We start from the raw sequence: 18,938 nt of genomic DNA on the forward strand, positions 1-18,938 counted from the left end.
CGTAGGCCATCGCACCGACAGAATCGAAACCGCCTGGCCGCGCGTGGCGCAGAAACGCCACGGTTGCGCCGACTTGTCGGTGGTATCGGGCACTATCTGCTTCCATGACCGCACCGATGCTGTTCGCGCTGCTGTTGGTGTTCTGTGCCGGATTCGGACTCGGCTGGCTGGGCCATACCGCGCGGGCGGGGCAACGCGCGATCACGGCCGAGGCCCGGCTGGCGGCACTGCACGACAACGAGCGGCTGCTGCGCCAATCGCTGAGCGCGGCGAGTGAGGATGCGGCACGGCGCAATTCCCATGCGATCGGGACGCTGGTGGAGCCGCTGCGTGATGCCGTCGGCGCGTTGGAGCAGCACATCCGCCAGGTCGAGCACAGTCGCATCAACGCCTATTCCGGCCTGCGCGAACAGGTCGCGGGCATGCAGCGGGTATCGCATCAGCTGTCCACCCAGACCGGACAGCTGGTATCGGCGCTGCGGGCGCCGCAGGTCCGCGGGCGGTGGGGTGAGATCCAATTGGAGCGCGTGGTGGAACTGGCCGGGATGTCGCGGCACTGCGATTTCGACACCCAGGTCAGCGCCGCCGGACGCGATGGCGGGGTGCGCCCGGATCTGGTGGTGCGCCTGGCCGGTGGACGCCAGATCGTGGTCGACGCCAAGGTGCCGCTCACCGCGTATCTGGACGCCGGTGGCGAGAGCGATCCGCGGCTGCGCACCGAACATCTGACCCGCCACGCCAAACATCTACGCGCCCACGTGGATCAGCTGGCGGACAAGGCCTACTGGGTGGCCTTCGATCCGTCGCCGGAATTCGTGGTGCTGTTCGTCCCCGGTGATCCGTTCCTGGACGCCGCGCTCACCGCCGATGCGGGTTTGCTGGAATATGCCTTCGGCCGGAACGTGATCTTGGCGACGCCGACCACCCTGATCGCATTGCTGCGCACCGTCGCATACGGCTGGCGGCAGGAGGCGCTGTCCCGCGATGTCGCAACCATTCAGCAATTGGGCCGCGAACTGTATACGCGGCTGAGCACGACCGGCACGCATCTGGATCGGCTGGGCGCTCAGCTGGGTAAATCGGTCGAGGCGTTCAATCAGACGGTCGCCACGGTGGAGTCGAGGGTCATGGTCACCGCGCGGCGGCTGCACGAGTTGGAGATCGGCGATCGCGATGTGCCCGAGATCCGCCGGGTGGACGCGTGGCCGCGGGCCGTGGGAGGCGCCGACACCAGCGACTGACCTGCCCATCCGCCCGGCCTCGGTACACGGTTCGGTCGCTACAGATAGTGTGCTTTACGTGGCAGCTATCCAACGCGACCGATCCGAGGTGCTCGCATCGCACCGATCGATCATCCCGTCGGTGCCCGGCGTCCCGGCCGGTGCGGCGGTTTTGATCGCGGTGGCGTGCACGTTCATCGGATTCTTCATCGATGCCGGAGGCAGCGGCCAGCAGCTGACGCATGTATTCGCTGCCTGTTACATCATCGGATGTGTGCTGGCGGCGCTCGTGGTGCGCTATCGCGGCCTGTTCACCGCGATGGTGACGCCGCCCTTATTGCTGTTCGTCGCGGTGCCCCTGGCCTATCAGCAGCTGACGGGCCACAGTTCGACCTCGCTCAAGGACATCCTGTTCAATCTGGCCATCCCGCTGGTGAATCGGTTCCCCCTGATGGCCATCGCGACGGTGCTGGTGCTGGCGATCGGCGGCGCGCGGGTGTTCCTGCAGCGGCAGGATCCCGGACCGCGCAAGGGCGGTGATCGTTCCCGCAAGGGCGATTCGCGCGGCCCGCGGCCGTCCGCCGGTAATCGTGCGCGTCGCGGCCTGTCCTCGTCGGCCTCCGAAACCACTCGTCGCCGTGGCCGTTCCGAGTCGCCGGCCGCGGGCAAGGCCGATCCCGAGGGCGGATCGCGGACCGCGCGTAGAACCACCGGAAAGGTCGCCGAACGCCCGCCGCGGGTCTCCCCCGGCTCCGGCTATCCCCGCGGCTCCGAGCGCGCCGCCGCGGGCGATTCCGCGCCGCGCCGCAATCGCGCGGCCTACGGCGGCGATGTGCCCCCGCATCCGCGTCCCAATGTCCGCTACCGCGAACGGGATTCGGGTCGTATCGATCGCTGACGCACCGCACCGGCACTGCCCGCCGGGCGGTACGCCGCGCCGGGTGCGCCCCTCTTCCCACACCCGGTCAACGGTGCCGTTCGGCCCACCGACGCGCGACACCGTCCCCACACGTGGTTACATCGTGGTAAACCGAAAGCCGTTACAGAACGCCCGGTTTCAGTGGCGGGCGGCGCGCAGTTCGCGGGGCAGGGAGAAGACGAGGGTTTCGTTGGCCGTGGTGACCGGCTGGACGTCGGCGTAGCCGTATTCGGCCAGCAGGTCCAGTACGCCGCGAACCAGGATCTCGGGAACCGAGGCGCCGGAGGTGACGCCGACCGTCCGAACGTCCTCGAACCACGCGGGCTCGATCTCACGGGCGAAGTCGACCAGATACGACGCCTTGGCGCCCGCGCCCAGGGCCACCTCGACGAGTCGCTTCGAATTGGAGGAGTTGCGGGAGCCGACCACGATGACCAGATCACAGGCCGGGGCCATCGCCTTGACCGCGGTCTGGCGGTTGGAGGTGGCGTAGCAGATGTCGTCGCTCGGCGGATCCTGCAGCTTCGGGAAGCGTTCGCGCAGCCGCTGCACGGTTTCCATGGTCTCGTCGACCGACAGGGTGGTCTGGGAGAGCCAGATCACCTTGTTCTCGTCGCGAACGGTGACGGCCTCGACCGACTCCGGACCGTCGACCAGCTGCACGTGATCGGGGGCCTCGCCCGCGGTGCCCTCGACCTCCTCGTGGCCCTCGTGGCCGATGAGCAGGATGTCGTAATCGTCGCGGGCGAAGCGCTTGGCCTCCTGATGCACCTTGGTCACCAGGGGGCAGGTGGCATCGATGGTGTGCAGATTGCGGGCGGCGGCGGCCTCATGCACCGCGGGCGAGACCCCGTGCGCGGAGAACACCACGACCGCGCCCGCGGGCACCTCGTCGGTTTCGTCGACGAATACCACCCCGCGCTCGCGCAGCGTCTCCACGACGTGGCGGTTGTGCACGATCTCCTTGCGCACGTAGACCGGGGCCCCGTGCTTTTCCAGCGTGCGCTCCACGGTCTCCACCGCGCGGTCCACGCCGGCACAGTAACCGCGGGGCTCGGCGAGCAGCACGCGCTTCGTGGCACCGGTCACAGCGGACTCGGCCGACCGCGCGATTCCGACGTTCAAGGGGATAGCCGACGACATGGCCCCCAGCTTACGTGCACCTGCGCGCTCGGCCATGTCGAGCGTGACGAGCCCCGCAGGACACGCCGGGCACCGGCACACTGCCCGAGCCGGTCCATATATCCTCGACAAACCGAACAACGGATTTCCCGAACGACCTGAGGGGCGCCTGACTCGTATGGCCGGAAACGCGACGCGGCGAGCCGGGAACGCATATCTTCCTCTTTGCATCGCACCGGCTTTCGGGCAGGCTGACAGCATGTTCCGCCCTCCGTTCATTGCCCGGGTCGCCGCCGGAGCCGCTGTTTACGCGATTGAGGAAACTCGTCGGCTACCCACCGCCGCAATCAATTTCCCGATCACCGCCATCAGCCAGCTGCTGCAGACGACCATGCATGCGCAACAGTTCGTGACCAGCCTCGCCCTCAAGGGCGACGAGGTATTCGACCGACTGGCCAATCGCCCCGTCGAACAGCCGGAATGGGCCACATTCGACGAAGACGACGCCGACGAGCAAACCTTCAGCTCCGCCCCGACGTCGACCCGGGTGAGCCGTTTCGATCTGTACGACGAGCCCGAACCCGGGTCGGTGGAAAGCACCTTCACCGCCCCGCAGCCGCCGGTCGTGGAAAACGAATCCCCCGCCCCGCGACCACTCGCGCCGGAAAGCGACTTCACCGCCCCGCAGCCGGTGGAGGAGCCCGAGGAAACCGCCGCTCCCGCAAAATCTTCGGGTAACGGCAAGTCCGAGCGCGTCGTCGAGCCCGAGGTCGCGGTGCGCTACGACTACGCCACCATGACCCTGGCCCAGCTGCGCGCGCGACTGCGCGTGCTCAGCCTCGACGACCTCGCCGCCCTGCTCGATTACGAGCTGAAGACCCGGGACCGGGCCCCGTTCGTGACCATGCTGACGAATCGGATCGCCACAGTGCAGGCCAAGTGACCGATCCCAGCACCCCGCCGCCGACCGGCCGGGCCGATGCGCCCGGCCGACCCGCGAATTCTCCCGAGAATCCGTGGCCGGTCCGCAGCATCGCGGTCAAGGTCGCGCAGTGGATCGATCGGCTGGGCAGCGTCTGGGTCGAGGGGCAGATCACCCAGATCAATCTGCGCCCGGGCGCGCGCACGGCGTTTCTGGTGTTGCGCGATCCGGCCGCCGATATGTCGCTGTCGCTGACGTGTGAGTCGGATCTGCTGCGCGCGTCGGCGGCGCCGCTGCAGGAGGGCAGCCGGGTCGTGGTGTACGGCAAGCTGTCCTATTTCACCGGGCGCGGCACGATCTCGCTGCGGGTCACCGAGATTCGGCCCGTCGGCATCGGTGAGCTGCTGGCCCGCATCGAGCGGTTGAAGGCGCTGCTGGCCGCCGAGGGTCTGTTCGATCCGCGGCTCAAGCGCCCGATTCCGTTCCTGCCCAAGGCGATCGGCCTGATCACCGGCCGGGCGAGCGCGGCCGAACGCGATGTGCTGACCGTGGCGCAGGGGCGCTGGCCCGCGGTGCGATTCGAGGTCCGCAATACCGCGGTACAGGGTCCGACAGCGGTACCCCAGATTCTCGAGGCGCTCGCCGAACTCGACCGCGACCCCGAGGTCGAGGTGATCGTGCTGGCCCGCGGCGGCGGCAGCGTGGAGGATCTGCTGCCGTTCTCCGATGAGACGCTGTGCCGCGCGATCGTGGCCGCGACCACTCCGATCGTGAGCGCGATCGGGCACGAGCCGGACAATCCGATCGCCGATTACGTCGCGGATCTGCGCGCGGCGACGCCGACCGACGCGGCCAAGCGCATCGTCCCCGACGCGGCGGCCGAACTGGCCCTGGTGCGCGAATTGCGGGACCGCTCGGCCGCGGCGCTGCGCGGGTGGGTCGATCGCGAGGCGCGCGCGCTGACCCAGGTCCGGTCGCGACCGGTGCTGGCCGAACCGCTGCGGTTACTGGATCAGCGCTACGACGAGGCCGAGCGGCTGCGCACGGCGGCCAGGCGCGCGGTCGACCAGATCGTCACCACCCAGTCCACCGCCACCCGGCATCTACGCGAGAAGCTCACCGCGGTCGGACCGGCCGCCACGCTGGCGCGCGGATACGCTGTCGTACAGCGGGTTTCGGGTAAGGAGCGGCATGTGATCCGCACGGTGGCCGATTCGCCGCCCGGTACGCAGCTGCGGATCCGGGTCGCCGACGGCGCGGTCAGCGCGGCCGCCCTCGGCAGCCAATCCCTGACCACCGACCGACCCCCGCAGAAGGAGTCCCCCGATGAGCGACGGTGACCTTGCCGAAATCGCGACCTTCGGTTACGAACGCGCCCGCGACGAGCTGGTCAATGTCGTGAAGATGCTCGAGCAGGGCGGTATGGATCTCGACGACTCGCTGGCGCTGTGGGAGCGTGGCGAGGCGCTGGCCACGCGGTGTGAGGAACATCTGGCGGGCGCGCGCAAGCGGGTCGAGGACGCGCTGTCGCGGCGCGATCGGGAAGCCGAGGGATGATCCGGCGCGTTGTTCCGGATCTGAGCAGTGCGGATCTGGAGCGGAGCCGGAACTTCTACCGGCAACTGGGTTTCGAGGAGGTCATGGATCTGGGCTGGGTGGTCACGATGGCCTCGCCCTCGAATCCGACCGCGCAGGTGATACTGGTGGGCCCGAATGCCGAAGGGCCGCAACCGGATATCAGCGTCGAAGTGGGCGACGTCGACGCGGTGCACGCGAATATGACCGAGGCCGGGGCGGAGATCGTCTACGCGCTGCGCGACGAGCCGTGGGGTGTGCGGCGATTCTTCGTGCGCGATCCCGACGGCACGATCGTCAACGTGGTCAGTCATCGTTGAAGTCGTGGCCGAGCGCCGTGAGGACGCGGGCGAGGCGCGCGTGTACGGTGCGCCATGCGTCGGGGGCCAGGTCGTGGTCGGCGAGCAGTTCGAGCATGCGGATCAGTTGCAGGTAGCGGACGCGTTCGGCCTGGGTGGGATCGTCGAAATCCATACCCGCGCCGAGTAGGAAGGCGGGCCAGGATTCGGCCAGCAGTTCGGGGTCGGCCGAACTCACCGTCCAGGCCCACCAGGCCGCATCGTAGAGCGGATCGGCCAGGCGCAGGGCGTCCGGATCCAGCAGACCCGTGATCTTCGTGCCCTCGACGAGGATATTGCCGGGGACGAAATTTCCGTGCGCGAGCACCGCGGGACGGCCCTCGAACAGTTCGGGCAGGTCGTCGAGGACGTCCTCGATCGTCGCGATCTGGGCCGGGGTCAGCGCGGGGGCCAGGCATTCGGCCCAGGCGTCGGCGCGGGCGGCCAGATAGCGGGGTCGGGCCCAGGCGTCGTCGAGTTCCAGGTCCGGGCAATGGATTCCGGCGAATGCGGCAAGTAGTTCGCCCATATCGTGGGCCAGGGCGGGAAATTGCGTACTGGTCGGTGTGACTTCCGCCGGGGCGCCGGGTAATTCGTCGAAGGCGATCCAGGGCGTCTGTGCGACGAGATCGCTGGCGCGCACGATCGGGAGCGGAATCCCCTTGGCGGCGGCAGGTTCTCGCAGGGCCTCCAGAATGCGCACCTGGCGTTCGACATCGGCGCGGCGGCGGTATCGCTGCACGATCGCGTGTGTGCCGTCGGCGAAGGTCACCAGCTCGGCGCGGTTTCGAGGCCCCCAGTCGGTGGCGGTCGCCTCGATGATCGGCTGCCCCAAAGCTTCCGCAAGCCAGCCGAAGTCCGAGCTATCCACCAGCTCACCCTAGCCGAATGGAGGGTGGTGGAGGTTTCGCTTGGTCAGTCCCGTCAGCGCGGGATGGGTTGGGCCTCGGCGGCCGCGGTGGCGAGGGTTGTGTAGGCGGGTTGGTTGCCCGCGCCCTTGATGAGTAGGCGTACCTGTCCGAGGTCGGTGATCCAGGCGGGTTCACTGCCCTGGACGTGGAAGACGGTCCAGATGTGGTCGCCGATCTTCTGGGTGCCGTTGGGGGTGCGGGTTTTCTCGATGTGGTTGGCGAGGGCGTCGACGGTCGCGTTGGATTGGGACAGCTGCATGTAGGTGCCCTGCGGGGTGATGAAGCCGACCGTGCTGATCGCCCCGCCCCCGGTGCCGGTGACCGTATCGCGGCTGCCCGAATTCGGATGCCAATCCGGTGGGAGGGCGGGCTCGCGGATCGGGAACGGCAGCGTGCGGGCGTCGTCGCGCAGGGCGTCGTGCAGTTGGAAGTTCGGGACATTGCCCGGCGTCGGCCCGTTCGTGGCGACGCTGCACTGCTGCGCGACCGCGGCGAGGACGACGCAGATCAATATCAGCGGAATCAGCGACCAGATCAGATCCCGATAGTCATTGAGGATCCGCGGCTTTGATGACGACACGATCCCAGTATCCAGACCACCGCGCTGTGGCCCGCCACACCCCCGCCGGTATCCCTATCCGAGATATCCCTCCCGGAGGCGGCGCTTGTAGATCTTGCCGGACTCGTCGCGCGGCAGTTCGGTGACCAGGCGCAGCTCGGTCGGAATCTTGTAGGCGGCCAGTTCACCGCTCAACGCGGCCCGAATATCGTCCGCGCTCAGGGTCGAATCGGGACGCGGCAGCACATGCGCGGCGACGGCCTCGCCGAGGTCGCCCGGATGCGGGATTCCAAACACCGCGACGTCCTCGACGCCGGGGAGGGCCATGAGGGCGTTCTCGATCTCGGCCGGATAGATGTTCACCCCGCCGGAGATGATCAGCTCCGAAGTACGTCCGGTGAGATAGAGGAAGCCGTCGGCATCGAGGTAGCCGGTGTCGCCGACGGAGATCAGGCCGGGTACGGGACTGCTCTGCGCCGCCCGATTGAGATAGGCGAATTGCGGCCAGTAGTCGGCCCCGCGCACATAGACCTGTCCGATCTCGCCCGGCGCGAGCGAATTGCCGTCGGCATCGGCAACGACCACCCGGGACCCGTCGACTGGACGGCCGACGCTGCCGGGATGCGCGAGCCATTCCGCGGCGCCGATCCAGGTGATGGTCCCGGCCTCGCTGCAGCCGTAGTACTCCCACAGCGCGTCGCCGAACCAGTCGACCGCCGCGCGCTTCACCGCGGGCGGGCAGGGCGCGGCGGAGTGGACGATATGGGTCAGGCTCGACACGTCGTAGCGGGCGCGCACCTGTTCCGGCAGCGACAGCAGCCGCGACAGCATGGTCGGCACCACCTTGGCCTGGGTGATGCGGCGCTCGTGCACGTGCCGCAGGAATCGTTCGCTGTGCCACCTCGGCATGATCGTGATGTCGACGCCGATGCGCAGGGCCAGGACGGCGATCGTATTGGGACTGGAGTGATACAGCGGTCCGGCGACGAGAGCGTGCCCGCCCGGGGCCAGGCCCATGCGCTGCGCGGCCCCACCGGCGATGGTCAGCAGCTGCTCGGGCGTCATGCGTTCGCGCAGTACGCCTTTCGGCGCGCCCGTGGTGCCGGAGGTGTAGATCAGACCCATCGCATCGGTGATCGCGCCCTCGAGGTGGCCCAGTGGTTCGGGGTGTTCGTCGATCCAGTCCTCGAGTAAGGGGTGCCGTCCGGTCGGCTCGGTGAGGGCGGCGTCGAGGCCCGCCTCGGTGATCAGCTCGCCCGGCATAGCCACCTCCACCACCCGCACCTCGACCCCGGCCCGCACTGCGGCGCGTTCGACGATCGGGACGAATTCGGTGTACGCGAACACGATTCGAATCCCGGCATCGGCCAGAATGTGCGCGACCTCCGGCGCCTGCCAGTGCGTATTGACCGGAACCGAATTCGCGCCGCAGGCCGCGATCGCGAGTGAGACCTCGAGGAATTCGATGTCGTTGCGCAGCATGAGCGCGATCCGGTCGCGCCGCGCGACCCCGGCCGCGACCAGTGCGGCGGCCAATCGCCCCGCGCGCCGATGCGCCTGTGCCTGTTCGCGAACTCGGGTGCCGCAGAGGATGGTTGGGCCGATACTCATGACTCGGAGTCTGGCACGCCGAAGAACTCGCCGACCGCCGCAGCCGCCGACAGCGGACTCGGTGAGGGGCCGAGCAGCCGCGGTGTCACGGCCGGTGCGCCGGGTATCTGATGTCCGCCGCCGATCACGCTGTACAGCCGCACCGGCGGACGGCCCGCCTGCCGATACTCCGTGCGGCGGACGCTGCCGATACTCGCCGGTGCGCCGTGCACCCACTCGACCTCCGGCTCATCGGTGATGCCATTGCCCGTCGCGAAATAGGCGGCGGTCGCCTCGGCAGACAGATGCTCGCCCTTGGGAAACAGTCCCAGCGGTCCGGTCATCGGGCCACCGGTATAGGACGCGACCGGGTCGGCGGTTCCGTGGATGAGCAGCACCGGCACGGCGGCCGGGGCATCGCCGTGGCAGGTCCGGTTGTCCGGCGCGGGGAGACATGCCCCGATGATCGCGGCTCCGGCCATGAGTTCCGGCGCGTCGTGCAGCAGTCGCATCGTCATCTGCCCGCCCAGACTGAAACCCGCCACGTACACCCGCTGCTGATCGAGGCCGAACTCGCCGACCAGTTCCGCGACCAGGGCGCGCAGAAAGCCGACGTCGTCGATATCCTTCGCACCCCGCCAGAACATCACCGCCTTGCGCGCGCCGTTCCACTCCCGCCGCACCGCGTCGGGATAGGCGATGACCGCCCGCCCGGTGGCGGCCAGTTCGTCGAACGATTTCGCGCTCGTGCGGGTGCGGACGGCCTCGCCGTTCTGCAAAGTGCCGTGCAGTATCAGGACCAGCGCGGCTCCCGCGGCGACGCCGGACGACGATCGGACCACGGTGTAGCCGCGACGACGATTCTGATACTCGAGCCTGCGCCTCTGGATGTCCACGCGGTCCAAGTGTGGTCCATCACAACACCTTCCGGTGGTCCCGCGCCCGAACCGTGCCGAGCTGTGACCAGCCGCACCCCCTCCATACGGAAATGGAACGGTGGTACCTGATTGGACGAGGCGGGCATTCTGCGACAATTTACCCAGCAGTAAACCGACCTAGGAGGGACCGTAATGACGGCATCCACGCCCGCATCCAGCCGCCGCGAGGCTCCCGATCGCAACCTCGCGATGGAGCTGGTCCGGGTGACCGAGGCGGGGGCGATGGCTGCCGGACGCTGGGTCGGCCGGGGCGACAAGGAGGGCGGCGACGGCGCGGCCGTGGACGCCATGCGCCAGCTGGTGGCGTCGGTGTCCATGCGCGGCGTCGTCGTGATCGGCGAGGGCGAGAAGGACGAGGCGCCGATGCTCTACAACGGCGAACTCGTCGGCGATGGCACCGGACCCGAGGTCGACTTCGCGGTCGATCCGATCGACGGCACCACGCTGATGTCGAAGGGCTCCCCCGGCGCCATCGCGGTGCTCGCGGTCGCCGAGCGCGGCGCGATGTTCGATCCGTCGGCGGTGTTCTACATGGAGAAGATCGCGGTCGGCCCGGAGGCCGCCGATGTGATCGATCTGTCCGCGCCGATCGCGGAGAATCTGCGCCGGGTCGCCAAGGCCAAGAACTCCTCGGTCTCCGATCTGACCGTCTGCATCCTGGACCGGCCCCGGCACGGCCGTCACATCCAGGAGGTCCGCGACGCGGGCGCGCGCATCCGGCTGATCTCCGACGGCGACGTGGCGGGTGCCATCGCCTGCGCCCGGCCCGAATCCGGCACCGATGTGCTGATCGGCGTCGGCGGCACGCCCGAGGGCATCATCGCCGCGGCGGCCATGCGCTGCCTGGGCGGTGCGCTGCAGGGCAAGCTGGCCCCCAAGGACGACGCCGAGCGGCAGAAGGCCATCGACGCCGGGCACGACCTGGATCGCATCCTGTCGACCGAGGATCTGGTCTCGGGCGACAACGTCTTCTTCAGCGCCACCGGCGTCACCGACGGTGAGCTGCTCAAGGGCGTGCGCTACTACGGCGGCGGCGCGTACACGCAGTCGATCGTCATGCGCTCCAAGTCCGGCACGGTCCGGATGATCGACTCCTACCACCGGCTGACCAAGCTGCGCGAATACTCATCGGTCGACTTCGTCGGCGACGAGCACGCGGTTCCGCCGCTGCCGTAATTTTGGCCTCCGCTTCGCTCCGGCGGATTTGCGGCCTCGTGACCCCGTCGTTCAGCGCTCGCTGAACGACGGGGCGGCCGCAAATCTCGAAGGTGCGGTCGCCACGCGGACGTTATTCCGTCGGCTCCTGTGCGAAAACCCTCAGAGGTAGCAGCCCATTTCGAACGCAGACGGGCATAGGGTCGAGGCCATGACCGAGGAACAACAATTCCGCGTCGAACGCGACACGATGGGTGAGGTCAAGGTGCCGGTGGATGCGCTGTGGCGGGCGCAGACCCAGCGGGCGGTGGAGAACTTCCCGATCAGCGGGCGGGGCCTGGAACGGGCGCAGATCCGCGCGCTGGGTCTGCTCAAGGCGGCCTGCGCGGTGGTGAACCGGGATCTGGGCCTGCTCGACGCCACCAAGGCCGATGCCATCGTCGCCGCGGCGACCGAGATCGCCGAAGGCCGCCACGACGACCAGTTCCCGATCGATGTGTTCCAGACCGGCTCGGGCACCAGCTCCAATATGAACGCCAACGAGGTGATCGCGAGCATCGCCGCGAACAACGGCGTCACCGTGCACCCCAACGACGACGTGAACATGTCCCAGTCGTCCAACGACACCTTCCCCACCGCGACCCATGTGGCCGCCACCGAGGCCGTGGTGCGCGAGCTGATCCCGGCCCTGGATCATCTGCGACTTCGCCTGCTGGACAAGTCGACCGAGTGGCGCACGGTCGTGAAGTCGGGCCGCACCCATCTGATGGACGCCGTGCCGGTGACCCTCGGCCAGGAGTTCGGCGGTTACACCCGGCAGGTATCGGCGGGTATCGAGCGGCTGATCGCGACGCTGCCCCGGCTGGGCGAACTGGCCATCGGCGGCACCGCCGTCGGCACCGGCCTCAACGCGCCCGAGGGATTCGGCGCGAAAGTGGTTGCCGAACTGCGCAGTTCGACCGGTTTGGACGAATTGTCCGAGGCCAAGGATCATTTCGAGGCCCAGGCCGCCCGCGACGGACTGGTCGAGGTGTCCGGCGCGCTGCGCACGGTCGCGATCTCGCTGACGAAGATCGCCAACGATATTCGCTGGATGGGTTCGGGTCCGCTGACCGGCCTGGCCGAAATTCAGCTTCCCGATCTGCAGCCGGGCTCGTCGATCATGCCGGGCAAGGTGAATCCGGTACTGCCGGAAGCGGTTACCCAGGTCGCCGCGCAGGTTATCGGCAATGACGCGGCCATCGCCTGGGGCGGCGGCAACGGCGCATTCGAATTGAATGTCTACATTCCGATGATGGCACGCAATGTCCTGGAATCGATCCGCCTGCTGGCCAACGTTTCCCGCCTGTTCGCCGATAAGTGCGTAACCGGTCTGGTCGCGAATGTCGATCATCTGCGACAGCTGGCCGAATCCTCGCCCTCGATCGTGACCCCGTTGAATTCGGCAATCGGTTACGAGGAGGCCGCGGCGGTGGCCAAGCAGGCCCTGAAGGATAAGAAGACGATCCGCCAGACCGTGATCGATCGGGGCCTGATCAGCGACAAGCTGTCCGAGAAGGAGCTGGATCGTCGACTCGACGTGCTTTCCATGGCGAAGGTCGAGGATCCGCAGAAGTAGCCTCCGAACCATTCCCCGGTCAGCCATCGATTTTCCTTTCTCGAAGCAGGATGTGAAACAGATCACCCATAGCCTGCGATTAGCTGAATGTCCGCAACACGCGGATGTTCCAAGAAAGGAAAGAACAATGTTGGTTGCACTCGCTTCTGGTTTCCTGGCCCTTCTCGGCGTGGGCCTCGGCGCCCTGGCAGCGGTCTTCGGAATCATTCTTTGACTCACGCGCTCGGTGGGTATGGCGGCGCGAGCCGCCATACCCACGTTCACTGCCCGACAACCAGTTCCGGATAATCCTTCAGCTCGATATTGTTGGCCGCGTCATCGCTGAACTTCAGCATGAGCCCGAAGGCCCGCGAGCCGACGAACCAGTTGCGGAACCGGATGCCCAGCTTGGTCTTCGGGGCCAGGAACCGTCCGGCATTGGTATTGCCCGCGATCTTGGCGTAGCGCCGCATGATCTCGTCATAGCGCTCGTAGGCGACGGTGTGATCACCGTTCGCGGCGGCCAGTTCCCCGGCCAGCACATAGGCCCCGACCACCGCCATGCCGGTACCGAAACCACCGAGTGTGTTGCCGTAAGCCGAATCTCCGACCAGCGCGACGCGTCCGCTGGTGTAGTTGCCGTCCAACCGCGCCTGACTGATCGAGTCGAGATAGAAATCGTCGAGACCCGGCAGTTCGGTGAGCATCTGCTCGACACCGCCGCCCATTCCGGCGAACCGGTCCAGCACGATCCGCCGCTGCGACTCGACATCGTGGCGGTCGTAATCCAATTCGGGCGCGGCGAACATGAACATCTGCGCCGCCTTCGAACCACCGGTTACGGCCAACCGGCCCGGAGCGTGGAAGGCCAGGCCGACATTGCGCTCCTTGCGCGACGGATCGTTCCCCCAGCCCGGCGCACCGGCCACGCAGTAGTAGTAGCCGAGATGCCTCACGTAGTTCTCCTCCGGCCCGAAGGCGAGCCGCCGCACCCGCGAGTGGATGCCGTCGCAGCCGATGACCAGATCGAAGGTGCGGGCGGGAGCGTGCTCGAATTCGACGTACACCCCTGAGGCGCTGTCCACGAGCGCGGTGATCGAATCACCGAACAGGTACTCGCATTTGCCCTCGGTCTGCCGGTAGAGGATCTGGGCGAGGTCACCGCGCAGGATCTCCACATCGCCGCCGAGGAATTCACCGGTCAACCGCGCCCGCTCGCGGCCCTGCCCGTCGATATAGGCCAGATCGGTCCGGCCGGTCTCGTGCTCGCGGATCTCGTCGAGGACGCCCATGCGTTCGAGGACGGTCAGATGGGTCTGCCCCTTGAAGTCGACGGCCTGTCCACCCGGCCGGACCGATTCCGCGCGCTCGACGACGGTGACGGTGAAGCCGTAGCGGGTGAGCCAGGAGGCCAGGGCGGGTCCGGCAATGCTGGCGCCGGAGATGAGAACGGTCTGGTTACGCATGGGATGCTCCATCGGATTTTAACTGCGTCTGTCGGACGCTTATTAGCGTATGTTGGACGCAGTTTGAACGTCAAGAGTTTCTTCGGAAGGATGGACACCATGTCGGGACCAACCGCACTCGAACTGCTCTGGGGCGACGGACAGCGCCCGCGCCGCGGCCCGAAACCGTCGCTGTCGCTGGAGCGCATCGTGGCCGCCGCCATCGACCTCGCCGATGCCGAAGGGCTGGCGAATCTGTCGATGCAGCGGCTGGCCGAGAAGCTGGGCTGCGCCAAGATGGCGCTGTACCGCTATGTGCCGGGCAAGGCGGAACTCATCGCGCTGATGATCGATACCGCGATGGGCCCGCCCCCCGAACTCGACAAGGTCGCGGCCGATCCGGGGGAACAGCCCTGGCGGACTCGGCTGCGGCTGTGGACGATCGGGTTGTACCGCAGCATGGCGCGGCACCCCTGGACCCTCGAGGTCGCCATCGGCGCCCGCCCGTTCGGACCGAACGAGATCGGCTGGAGCGAGGTCGCCGTGGGCGCGCTCATCGATACGGGCCTGATCGGCCCGGAACGGCTCGACGCCGTGGTGTTGCTGACCGGCCACGCGCGCAACCTCGCCCAGCAGGCCGCGCACGCGATCAGCGGAAATCTGGAATCGGAGCTGGCCGAGCAGATGTACGCGGCCCTGGCCGATCGGACCGAGCGATACCCGCACATGATCGCGGCCTTCGCCGAACCCGGCCCCCCGGGCAGTCAGAACAACGCCCTGCACTGGGGAATCGACCGCATTCTCGACGGCCTGGCCGCCCACGCCGCCGGGCGCTGATCCCGCCGCGACACTGTCCCGCGGGCCCGCGCCGGCCTAGAGTCAGCACATGTCCGAGACTCCGGAACTACAACAGAGCGCGATCACCACGGTGCGGGAATTCTTCGCCGCGCTCGAGATGGATGCGGCGGACGAGGCCATCGAGCTGCTCGATCCGGACATCGTCTGGAAGAACACCTCGCTGCCCGATGTGCGCGGCGTCAAGCGAGTCGGATCGCTACTGCGCGGGCTGAATCGCGACTCGCTGGGATTCCGCGTCGATATGCATCACATCGCCGCGGAATCCGAGGGGCATCCGCCCACCGAGGGCCAGACCATCCTCACCGAGCGCACCGACTACCTGCGCTTCGGCCCGATCGAATTCGGCTTCTGGGTGTGCGGCACCTTCGAACTCGTCGACGGCCGCATCACCCTCTGGCACGACCACTTCAGCTGGGAGAACCTGCTGCGCGGTCTGGGCGTGGGCGTGGTGCGCAGCCTGCGCCGCCCACGCCGGTAGGCCCGCCGATTCAGCGGCGATACCGCGCGAGCTCGGCGCGGGCGAGTTCGCCGTCCTCGCCGAAATCGGTGCGAGAGAAGATATTCCAGCGCTCCAGCAGCGGTGCGAAGACGAGTTCGCCCTCGCGCTCGGGATCGTAGATCCCTGCCGCGGCGAGGACGTCGGTGCTGTTGCGGCCGTCGGTCAGGGCGACGTCGGGGACGCGGAAATCGGCGATCCGATCGGCGATGGCGCGCACGCCCTGATCCGGCGCCAGATCCAGTCCGGCCGCGACGAGATTGGCGAAGAACTCCAGCTGCAGTTCGTCATCGGCGGCCAGCCGCTCGCCGATCGTGGTGACGATCGGATTCTCCCCGAGCGCCGCGGTATTGCGATGCCGAATCGCGGCGGCCGCTTCTTCGAAGGCACAGGTGGCCAGCACATCCAGCAGATGCAGTGCGGGACGGCGGAATCCGGTGGTCATATGGGCCATCCGCATCCGCTCCAGTTCCACCGGGTCGACCGCCCGGGTGACCATGAGGTAGTTGCGGATCATGATCTCGTGCCGATTCTCCTCGGCCGTCCACCGACCGACCCAGCGCCACCACGGACCGGTGCGCAGATATTTGCCGATCTCGCGGTGATACGAGGGCAGGTTGTCGGCGATCAGCACGCTCACGGTCAGCGCCAGCTTCGCGACCTCGCCGAGTTCGGATTGCCCCGGCTCCCAGTCGGTTCCGCCGAGGAAGCCGAAATTGCGGCCGTCGTCCCAGGGCACGTAGTCGTGCGGCTGCCAGCCGTCGGCCGCGGCGATGTGTCGCCGCAAATTTGTTTCCACCTCGTCCGCAAGCTTTTCCAGCAGCTCACGGTCGGTCAAGACACTCTGCACTCAGCCAACCTACCGATCGCGACGCAAAAATGTGGCAGCAACGGCCCGGACACGCCCCTCGTCTCCGGGCCGACGCCGGGATTATTTGGTGGTGATCGAGGTCTGGTTGTTCACCCAGCTGATGCTGCCGCCGGTGAAATCGCTCTGTTTACCACCGGCGATATCCTTCTCGTCGCTGGTGGGGTAGCCCAGCTTGCCGTTGACGCCCCCGTCGCCCTCCCAGGCCTTGCGGATCTCGCCCCACACCACATGCGGTCCGGTCTTGTCGCTGAAGCAGATCGCACCACCCACGAACTCCTGACACGAGCCGCCGTCGGGACCGCTGACCGAGGATCCGGTGGGCTGATTGAGCGCGCCCTCGGGGCCGCCCATTTCGGTGTATTTGGCCAGGATTCGGCCGGAGACCGTGATATCGCCGTTCTGCGTGGCGATCTTGGTTTCGGTGGCCGCCTCGGCCGCGCTGCTCATCGCCGAGCCCGCGCTCGCCATGGCCGAGCCCGCACTGCTCATCGCGGCCGAGGCGCTGTTCACGGCGTCGGAAGCCTTGGCGCCGGAATCCTTGTTGTCGTCGTTGCTGCAGCCGGTGAACAGCAGTGTTCCGGCGGCGAGGGTCATGGTGAAAACAGCCGAACGTCGAGCGAAGTGGTGCATGTCCATCCTCTCGAAGGTGACGAGCCGGTGGCATCGCCCGAGCGACACCACCGGCTGTGCAGGCCGTAGTCCGGCTAAGGTCCGGCGAACCTCAGAGCTTCATCGGAAACCGCGCCGAACACCCAACACGGCGGAATATACCCGCCACCTGTGAGGTGAAACACACTTTCAGCATTTGCTGGACTCAGGAATTCGGCCCGTATTCCTCCAGCATCTCGGTGACCAGGGCGGCGATCGGCGAGCGCTCGCTGCGGGTCAGGGTGATGTGCGCGAAAAGCGGGTGCCCCTTGAGCTTTTCGATCACCGCCGCGACGCCGTCGTGGCGACCGACGCGCAGATTGTCGCGCTGGGCGACATCGTGGGTGAGCACCACCCGCGAGCCGCTGCCCAGGCGGCTCAGCACCGTGAGCAGCACATTGCGCTCGAGCGACTGCGCCTCGTCGACGATCACGAACGAATCGTGCAGGGAGCGACCGCGGATGTGGGTCAGCGGCAGCACCTCGAGCATGCCGCGGCTGAGCACCTCCTCGAGCACCTCGGTGCTGGCCAACCCCTCGAGGGTGTCGAACACCGCCTGCGCCCACGGTCCCATCTTCTCGGCCTCGGTGCCCGGCAGGTAGCCCAGTTCCTGCCCGCCGACCGCGTACAGCGGCCGGAACACCACGACCTTGCGATGGGATCGCCGCTCCAACACCGCTTCCAGGCCGGCCATCAGCGCCAGCGCCGATTTACCGGTACCGGCCTTACCGCCCAGCGACACGATGCCCACACTCTCGTCGAGCAGCAGATCGAGTGCGATCCGCTGTTCGGCCGAGCGGCCGTGCAGCCCGAAGGCCTCCCGGTCGCCGCGCACCAGTTGCACCCGCTTGTCCGGTGTGACCCGCGCCAGGGCGCCACCGTTCGCGCCGAGCAGTCGAATCCCGGTATGGCAGGGCAGATCCCGCGCCTGGTCGAGATCGATATTCGATTCGGCGTAGAGCCGGTCGACAGTTTCGGCGCTGACATCGAGTTCGGTCATACCGGTCCAGCCGGAGGTGATGACGTCCTGCGCGTGGTACTCGTCGGCGTGCAGGCCCACCGCACTGGCTTTGACTCGCAGCGGAATGTCCTTGGAGACCAGCACCACCTCATTGCCCTCCGCCGCCAGGTTGAGGGCGCAGGCCAGGATGCGGGAATCGTTGGTGTCGGTGCGGAATCCGACCGGCAGCACATTCGGATCGGTGTGGTTGAGCTCGACCTGCAGGGTGCCGCCGACCGTGCCGATCGGGATCTGCTGGTCGAGTCGGCCGTGGGCGACGCGCAGGTCGTCCAGCATGCGCAGGGCCTCCCGCGCGAACCAGCCGAGCTCGTGGTGATGACGTTTGGCTTCGAGTTCGCTGATCACCACGAGGGGCAACACCACATGGTTCTCTCCGAAGCGCGTGACGGCCCACGGGTCCGACAGCAGTACGGAGGTATCGATCACGAAGGTTTTGGGAGCAGAACCAGTCTGCGAGGCGCGGGCTCCCTTTCCGGAGCCTCCGCTCTTGGTAGAGCGGGCGTTGGGAGCGATGACGGAGCGTGCATCAGTCACGGTGGGCTCCTTTGTTGCCCGTGCTACACCCGCACGGACGTTCTCGCTGGGCCGGTCCGCCCTGGGGTCAAGCGACCCAGGGGCCGGGTGCCGGCCCCCTCGCACTGAATCTCTCAGTCACGATCAGGACCTCCCGTACGGGCCACACCGACGCGGCCCGCACTCACGACGTTACTGCCGATTCGTGATTCCGGCCTCCGAGATAACGGGCGTGTCGGT

General features: G+C 67.5%; 19 protein-coding genes. 10 read left to right on the plus strand and 9 right to left on the minus strand.

The genetic code is table 11. From position 1 onward, the window contains the following. Positions 1 to 104 precede the first annotated feature (104 nt). Both NP4_RS24190 and NP4_RS24195 read left to right on the plus strand, forming a co-directional pair. Positions 105 to 1,241: a DNA recombination protein RmuC gene (locus NP4_RS24190; RefSeq protein WP_068002032.1), complete on the plus strand. Its 1,137-nt coding sequence runs from the start codon at positions 105 to 107 to the stop codon at positions 1,239 to 1,241. Between the two features lie 58 nt (positions 1,242 to 1,299). Next, the gene (locus tag NP4_RS24195) at positions 1,300 to 2,118 is read left to right on the plus strand and encodes a DUF6542 domain-containing protein (RefSeq protein WP_211336004.1); all 819 of its coding nucleotides are present in this window, start codon (positions 1,300 to 1,302) and stop codon (positions 2,116 to 2,118) included. Positions 2,119 to 2,277: 159 nt separating this feature from the next. Here NP4_RS24195 and NP4_RS24200 read toward each other — a convergent pair whose 3' ends face one another. Beyond that, the gene (locus NP4_RS24200; protein ID WP_068002036.1) at positions 2,278 to 3,282 is read right to left on the minus strand and encodes a 4-hydroxy-3-methylbut-2-enyl diphosphate reductase; all 1,005 of its coding nucleotides are present in this window, start codon (positions 3,280 to 3,282) and stop codon (positions 2,278 to 2,280) included. A gap of 238 nt (positions 3,283 to 3,520) precedes the next feature. On the opposite strand from NP4_RS24200, the gene NP4_RS24205 reads away from it, so the two are divergent. From NP4_RS24205 to NP4_RS24220, 4 genes are read left to right on the plus strand one after another with little or no spacing between them, the layout of a single operon-like run. After that, on the plus strand, positions 3,521 to 4,204 hold the full coding sequence (locus NP4_RS24205; RefSeq protein WP_068002037.1) for a lipid droplet-associated protein: 684 nt from the start codon (positions 3,521 to 3,523) through the stop codon (positions 4,202 to 4,204). Beyond that, complete coding sequence (gene xseA, locus NP4_RS24210) at positions 4,201 to 5,523, plus strand: exodeoxyribonuclease VII large subunit (protein WP_068002040.1); 1,323 nt, start codon at positions 4,201 to 4,203, stop codon at positions 5,521 to 5,523. Before NP4_RS24205 ends, xseA begins: the two co-directional genes overlap by 4 nt. Next, positions 5,510 to 5,740 carry an exodeoxyribonuclease VII small subunit gene (locus tag NP4_RS24215; protein WP_068002043.1) on the plus strand — a complete coding sequence of 77 codons (231 nt, stop codon included), beginning with the start codon at positions 5,510 to 5,512 and terminating at the stop codon, positions 5,738 to 5,740. Before xseA ends, NP4_RS24215 begins: the two co-directional genes overlap by 14 nt. After that, on the plus strand, positions 5,737 to 6,078 hold the full coding sequence (locus NP4_RS24220; protein ID WP_068002048.1) for a VOC family protein: 342 nt from the start codon (positions 5,737 to 5,739) through the stop codon (positions 6,076 to 6,078). The genes NP4_RS24215 and NP4_RS24220 overlap by 4 nt, the downstream gene beginning before the upstream one ends. Here NP4_RS24220 and NP4_RS24225 read toward each other — a convergent pair. Genes NP4_RS24225 through NP4_RS24240 form a run of 4 tightly spaced genes read right to left on the minus strand, consistent with a single transcriptional unit; the run spans position 6,065 to position 10,052 of the window. After that, positions 6,065 to 6,967, minus strand: a complete 903-nt coding sequence (locus NP4_RS24225; protein WP_169813799.1) for an aminoglycoside phosphotransferase family protein — start codon at positions 6,965 to 6,967, stop codon at positions 6,065 to 6,067. The genes NP4_RS24220 and NP4_RS24225 overlap by 14 nt on opposite strands. A 53-nt stretch (positions 6,968 to 7,020) precedes the next feature. Next, positions 7,021 to 7,587, minus strand: a complete 567-nt coding sequence (locus NP4_RS24230; RefSeq protein ID WP_068002054.1) for a DUF4245 domain-containing protein — start codon at positions 7,585 to 7,587, stop codon at positions 7,021 to 7,023. Positions 7,588 to 7,641: 54 nt separating this feature from the next. Next, positions 7,642 to 9,177, minus strand: coding sequence for an AMP-binding protein (locus tag NP4_RS24235; protein WP_068002060.1), 1,536 nt, complete (start codon positions 9,175 to 9,177; stop codon positions 7,642 to 7,644). Next, positions 9,174 to 10,052: a CE1 family esterase gene (locus NP4_RS24240; RefSeq protein ID WP_169813800.1), complete on the minus strand. Its 879-nt coding sequence runs from the start codon at positions 10,050 to 10,052 to the stop codon at positions 9,174 to 9,176. The genes NP4_RS24235 and NP4_RS24240 overlap by 4 nt, the downstream gene beginning before the upstream one ends. Positions 10,053 to 10,226: 174 nt before the next feature. On the opposite strand from NP4_RS24240, the gene glpX reads away from it, so the two are divergent. Then, entirely contained in the window at positions 10,227 to 11,270 is a 1,044-nt protein-coding gene (gene glpX, locus NP4_RS24245) for a class II fructose-bisphosphatase (RefSeq protein WP_062512594.1), read from the plus strand. 190 nt (positions 11,271 to 11,460) lie between these two features. Beyond that, complete coding sequence (locus NP4_RS24250) at positions 11,461 to 12,867, plus strand: class II fumarate hydratase (protein WP_068002061.1); 1,407 nt, start codon at positions 11,461 to 11,463, stop codon at positions 12,865 to 12,867. A 260-nt stretch (positions 12,868 to 13,127) separates the two neighbouring features. On the opposite strand, the gene NP4_RS24255 is transcribed toward NP4_RS24250, so the two are convergent. Next, entirely contained in the window at positions 13,128 to 14,312 is a 1,185-nt protein-coding gene (locus NP4_RS24255) for an FAD-dependent monooxygenase (RefSeq protein ID WP_068002155.1), read from the minus strand. 99 nt (positions 14,313 to 14,411) lie between these two features. Between NP4_RS24255 and NP4_RS24260 the strand changes: the two genes are divergently transcribed. After that, entirely contained in the window at positions 14,412 to 15,128 is a 717-nt protein-coding gene (locus NP4_RS24260) for a TetR/AcrR family transcriptional regulator (protein WP_068002157.1), read from the plus strand. Between the two features lie 49 nt (positions 15,129 to 15,177). Then, complete coding sequence (locus NP4_RS24265; RefSeq protein ID WP_068002064.1) at positions 15,178 to 15,627, plus strand: limonene-1,2-epoxide hydrolase family protein; 450 nt, start codon at positions 15,178 to 15,180, stop codon at positions 15,625 to 15,627. Between the two features lie 10 nt (positions 15,628 to 15,637). Here NP4_RS24265 and NP4_RS24270 read toward each other — a convergent pair whose 3' ends face one another. From NP4_RS24270 to phoH2, 3 genes are all read right to left on the minus strand, one after another. Beyond that, positions 15,638 to 16,495: an acyl-ACP desaturase gene (locus NP4_RS24270; RefSeq protein ID WP_068002066.1), complete on the minus strand. Its 858-nt coding sequence runs from the start codon at positions 16,493 to 16,495 to the stop codon at positions 15,638 to 15,640. Positions 16,496 to 16,576: 81 nt separating this feature from the next. Next, a complete protein-coding gene (locus tag NP4_RS24275; RefSeq protein WP_068002160.1) occupies positions 16,577 to 17,146 on the minus strand; it encodes an LGFP repeat-containing protein in 570 nt (189 codons plus the stop codon). A gap of 184 nt (positions 17,147 to 17,330) precedes the next feature. Then, positions 17,331 to 18,698, minus strand: a complete 1,368-nt coding sequence (phoH2, locus tag NP4_RS24280; protein ID WP_245998765.1) for an RNA 5'-3' helicase PhoH2 — start codon at positions 18,696 to 18,698, stop codon at positions 17,331 to 17,333. Positions 18,699 to 18,938 lie beyond the last annotated feature (240 nt).

This window comes from Nocardia pseudobrasiliensis NBRC 108224 (genome assembly GCF_001613105.1).
GTDB lineage: Bacteria > Actinomycetota > Actinomycetes > Mycobacteriales > Mycobacteriaceae > Nocardia > Nocardia pseudobrasiliensis.

Excerpts from the sequence above, each read along its gene's own strand:
- NP4_RS24255 (WP_068002155.1), bottom strand. The coding sequence starts at position 14,312 with ATGCGTAACCAGACCGTTCTCATCTCCGGCGCCAGCATTGCCGGACCC.
- NP4_RS24220 (WP_068002048.1), top strand. The coding sequence starts at position 5,737 with ATGATCCGGCGCGTTGTTCCGGATCTGAGCAGTGCGGATCTGGAGCGG.
- NP4_RS24250 (WP_068002061.1), top strand. The coding sequence starts at position 11,461 with ATGACCGAGGAACAACAATTCCGCGTCGAACGCGACACGATGGGTGAG.
- NP4_RS24200 (WP_068002036.1), bottom strand. The coding sequence starts at position 3,282 with ATGTCGTCGGCTATCCCCTTGAACGTCGGAATCGCGCGGTCGGCCGAG.
- NP4_RS24205 (WP_068002037.1), top strand. The coding sequence starts at position 3,521 with ATGTTCCGCCCTCCGTTCATTGCCCGGGTCGCCGCCGGAGCCGCTGTT.
- glpX (WP_062512594.1), top strand. The coding sequence starts at position 10,227 with ATGACGGCATCCACGCCCGCATCCAGCCGCCGCGAGGCTCCCGATCGC.
- NP4_RS24275 (WP_068002160.1), bottom strand. The coding sequence starts at position 17,146 with ATGCACCACTTCGCTCGACGTTCGGCTGTTTTCACCATGACCCTCGCC.
- NP4_RS24265 (WP_068002064.1), top strand. The coding sequence starts at position 15,178 with ATGTCCGAGACTCCGGAACTACAACAGAGCGCGATCACCACGGTGCGG.
- NP4_RS24260 (WP_068002157.1), top strand. The coding sequence starts at position 14,412 with ATGTCGGGACCAACCGCACTCGAACTGCTCTGGGGCGACGGACAGCGC.
- NP4_RS24235 (WP_068002060.1), bottom strand. The coding sequence starts at position 9,177 with ATGAGTATCGGCCCAACCATCCTCTGCGGCACCCGAGTTCGCGAACAG.
- NP4_RS24215 (WP_068002043.1), top strand. The coding sequence starts at position 5,510 with ATGAGCGACGGTGACCTTGCCGAAATCGCGACCTTCGGTTACGAACGC.
- NP4_RS24190 (WP_068002032.1), top strand. The coding sequence starts at position 105 with ATGACCGCACCGATGCTGTTCGCGCTGCTGTTGGTGTTCTGTGCCGGA.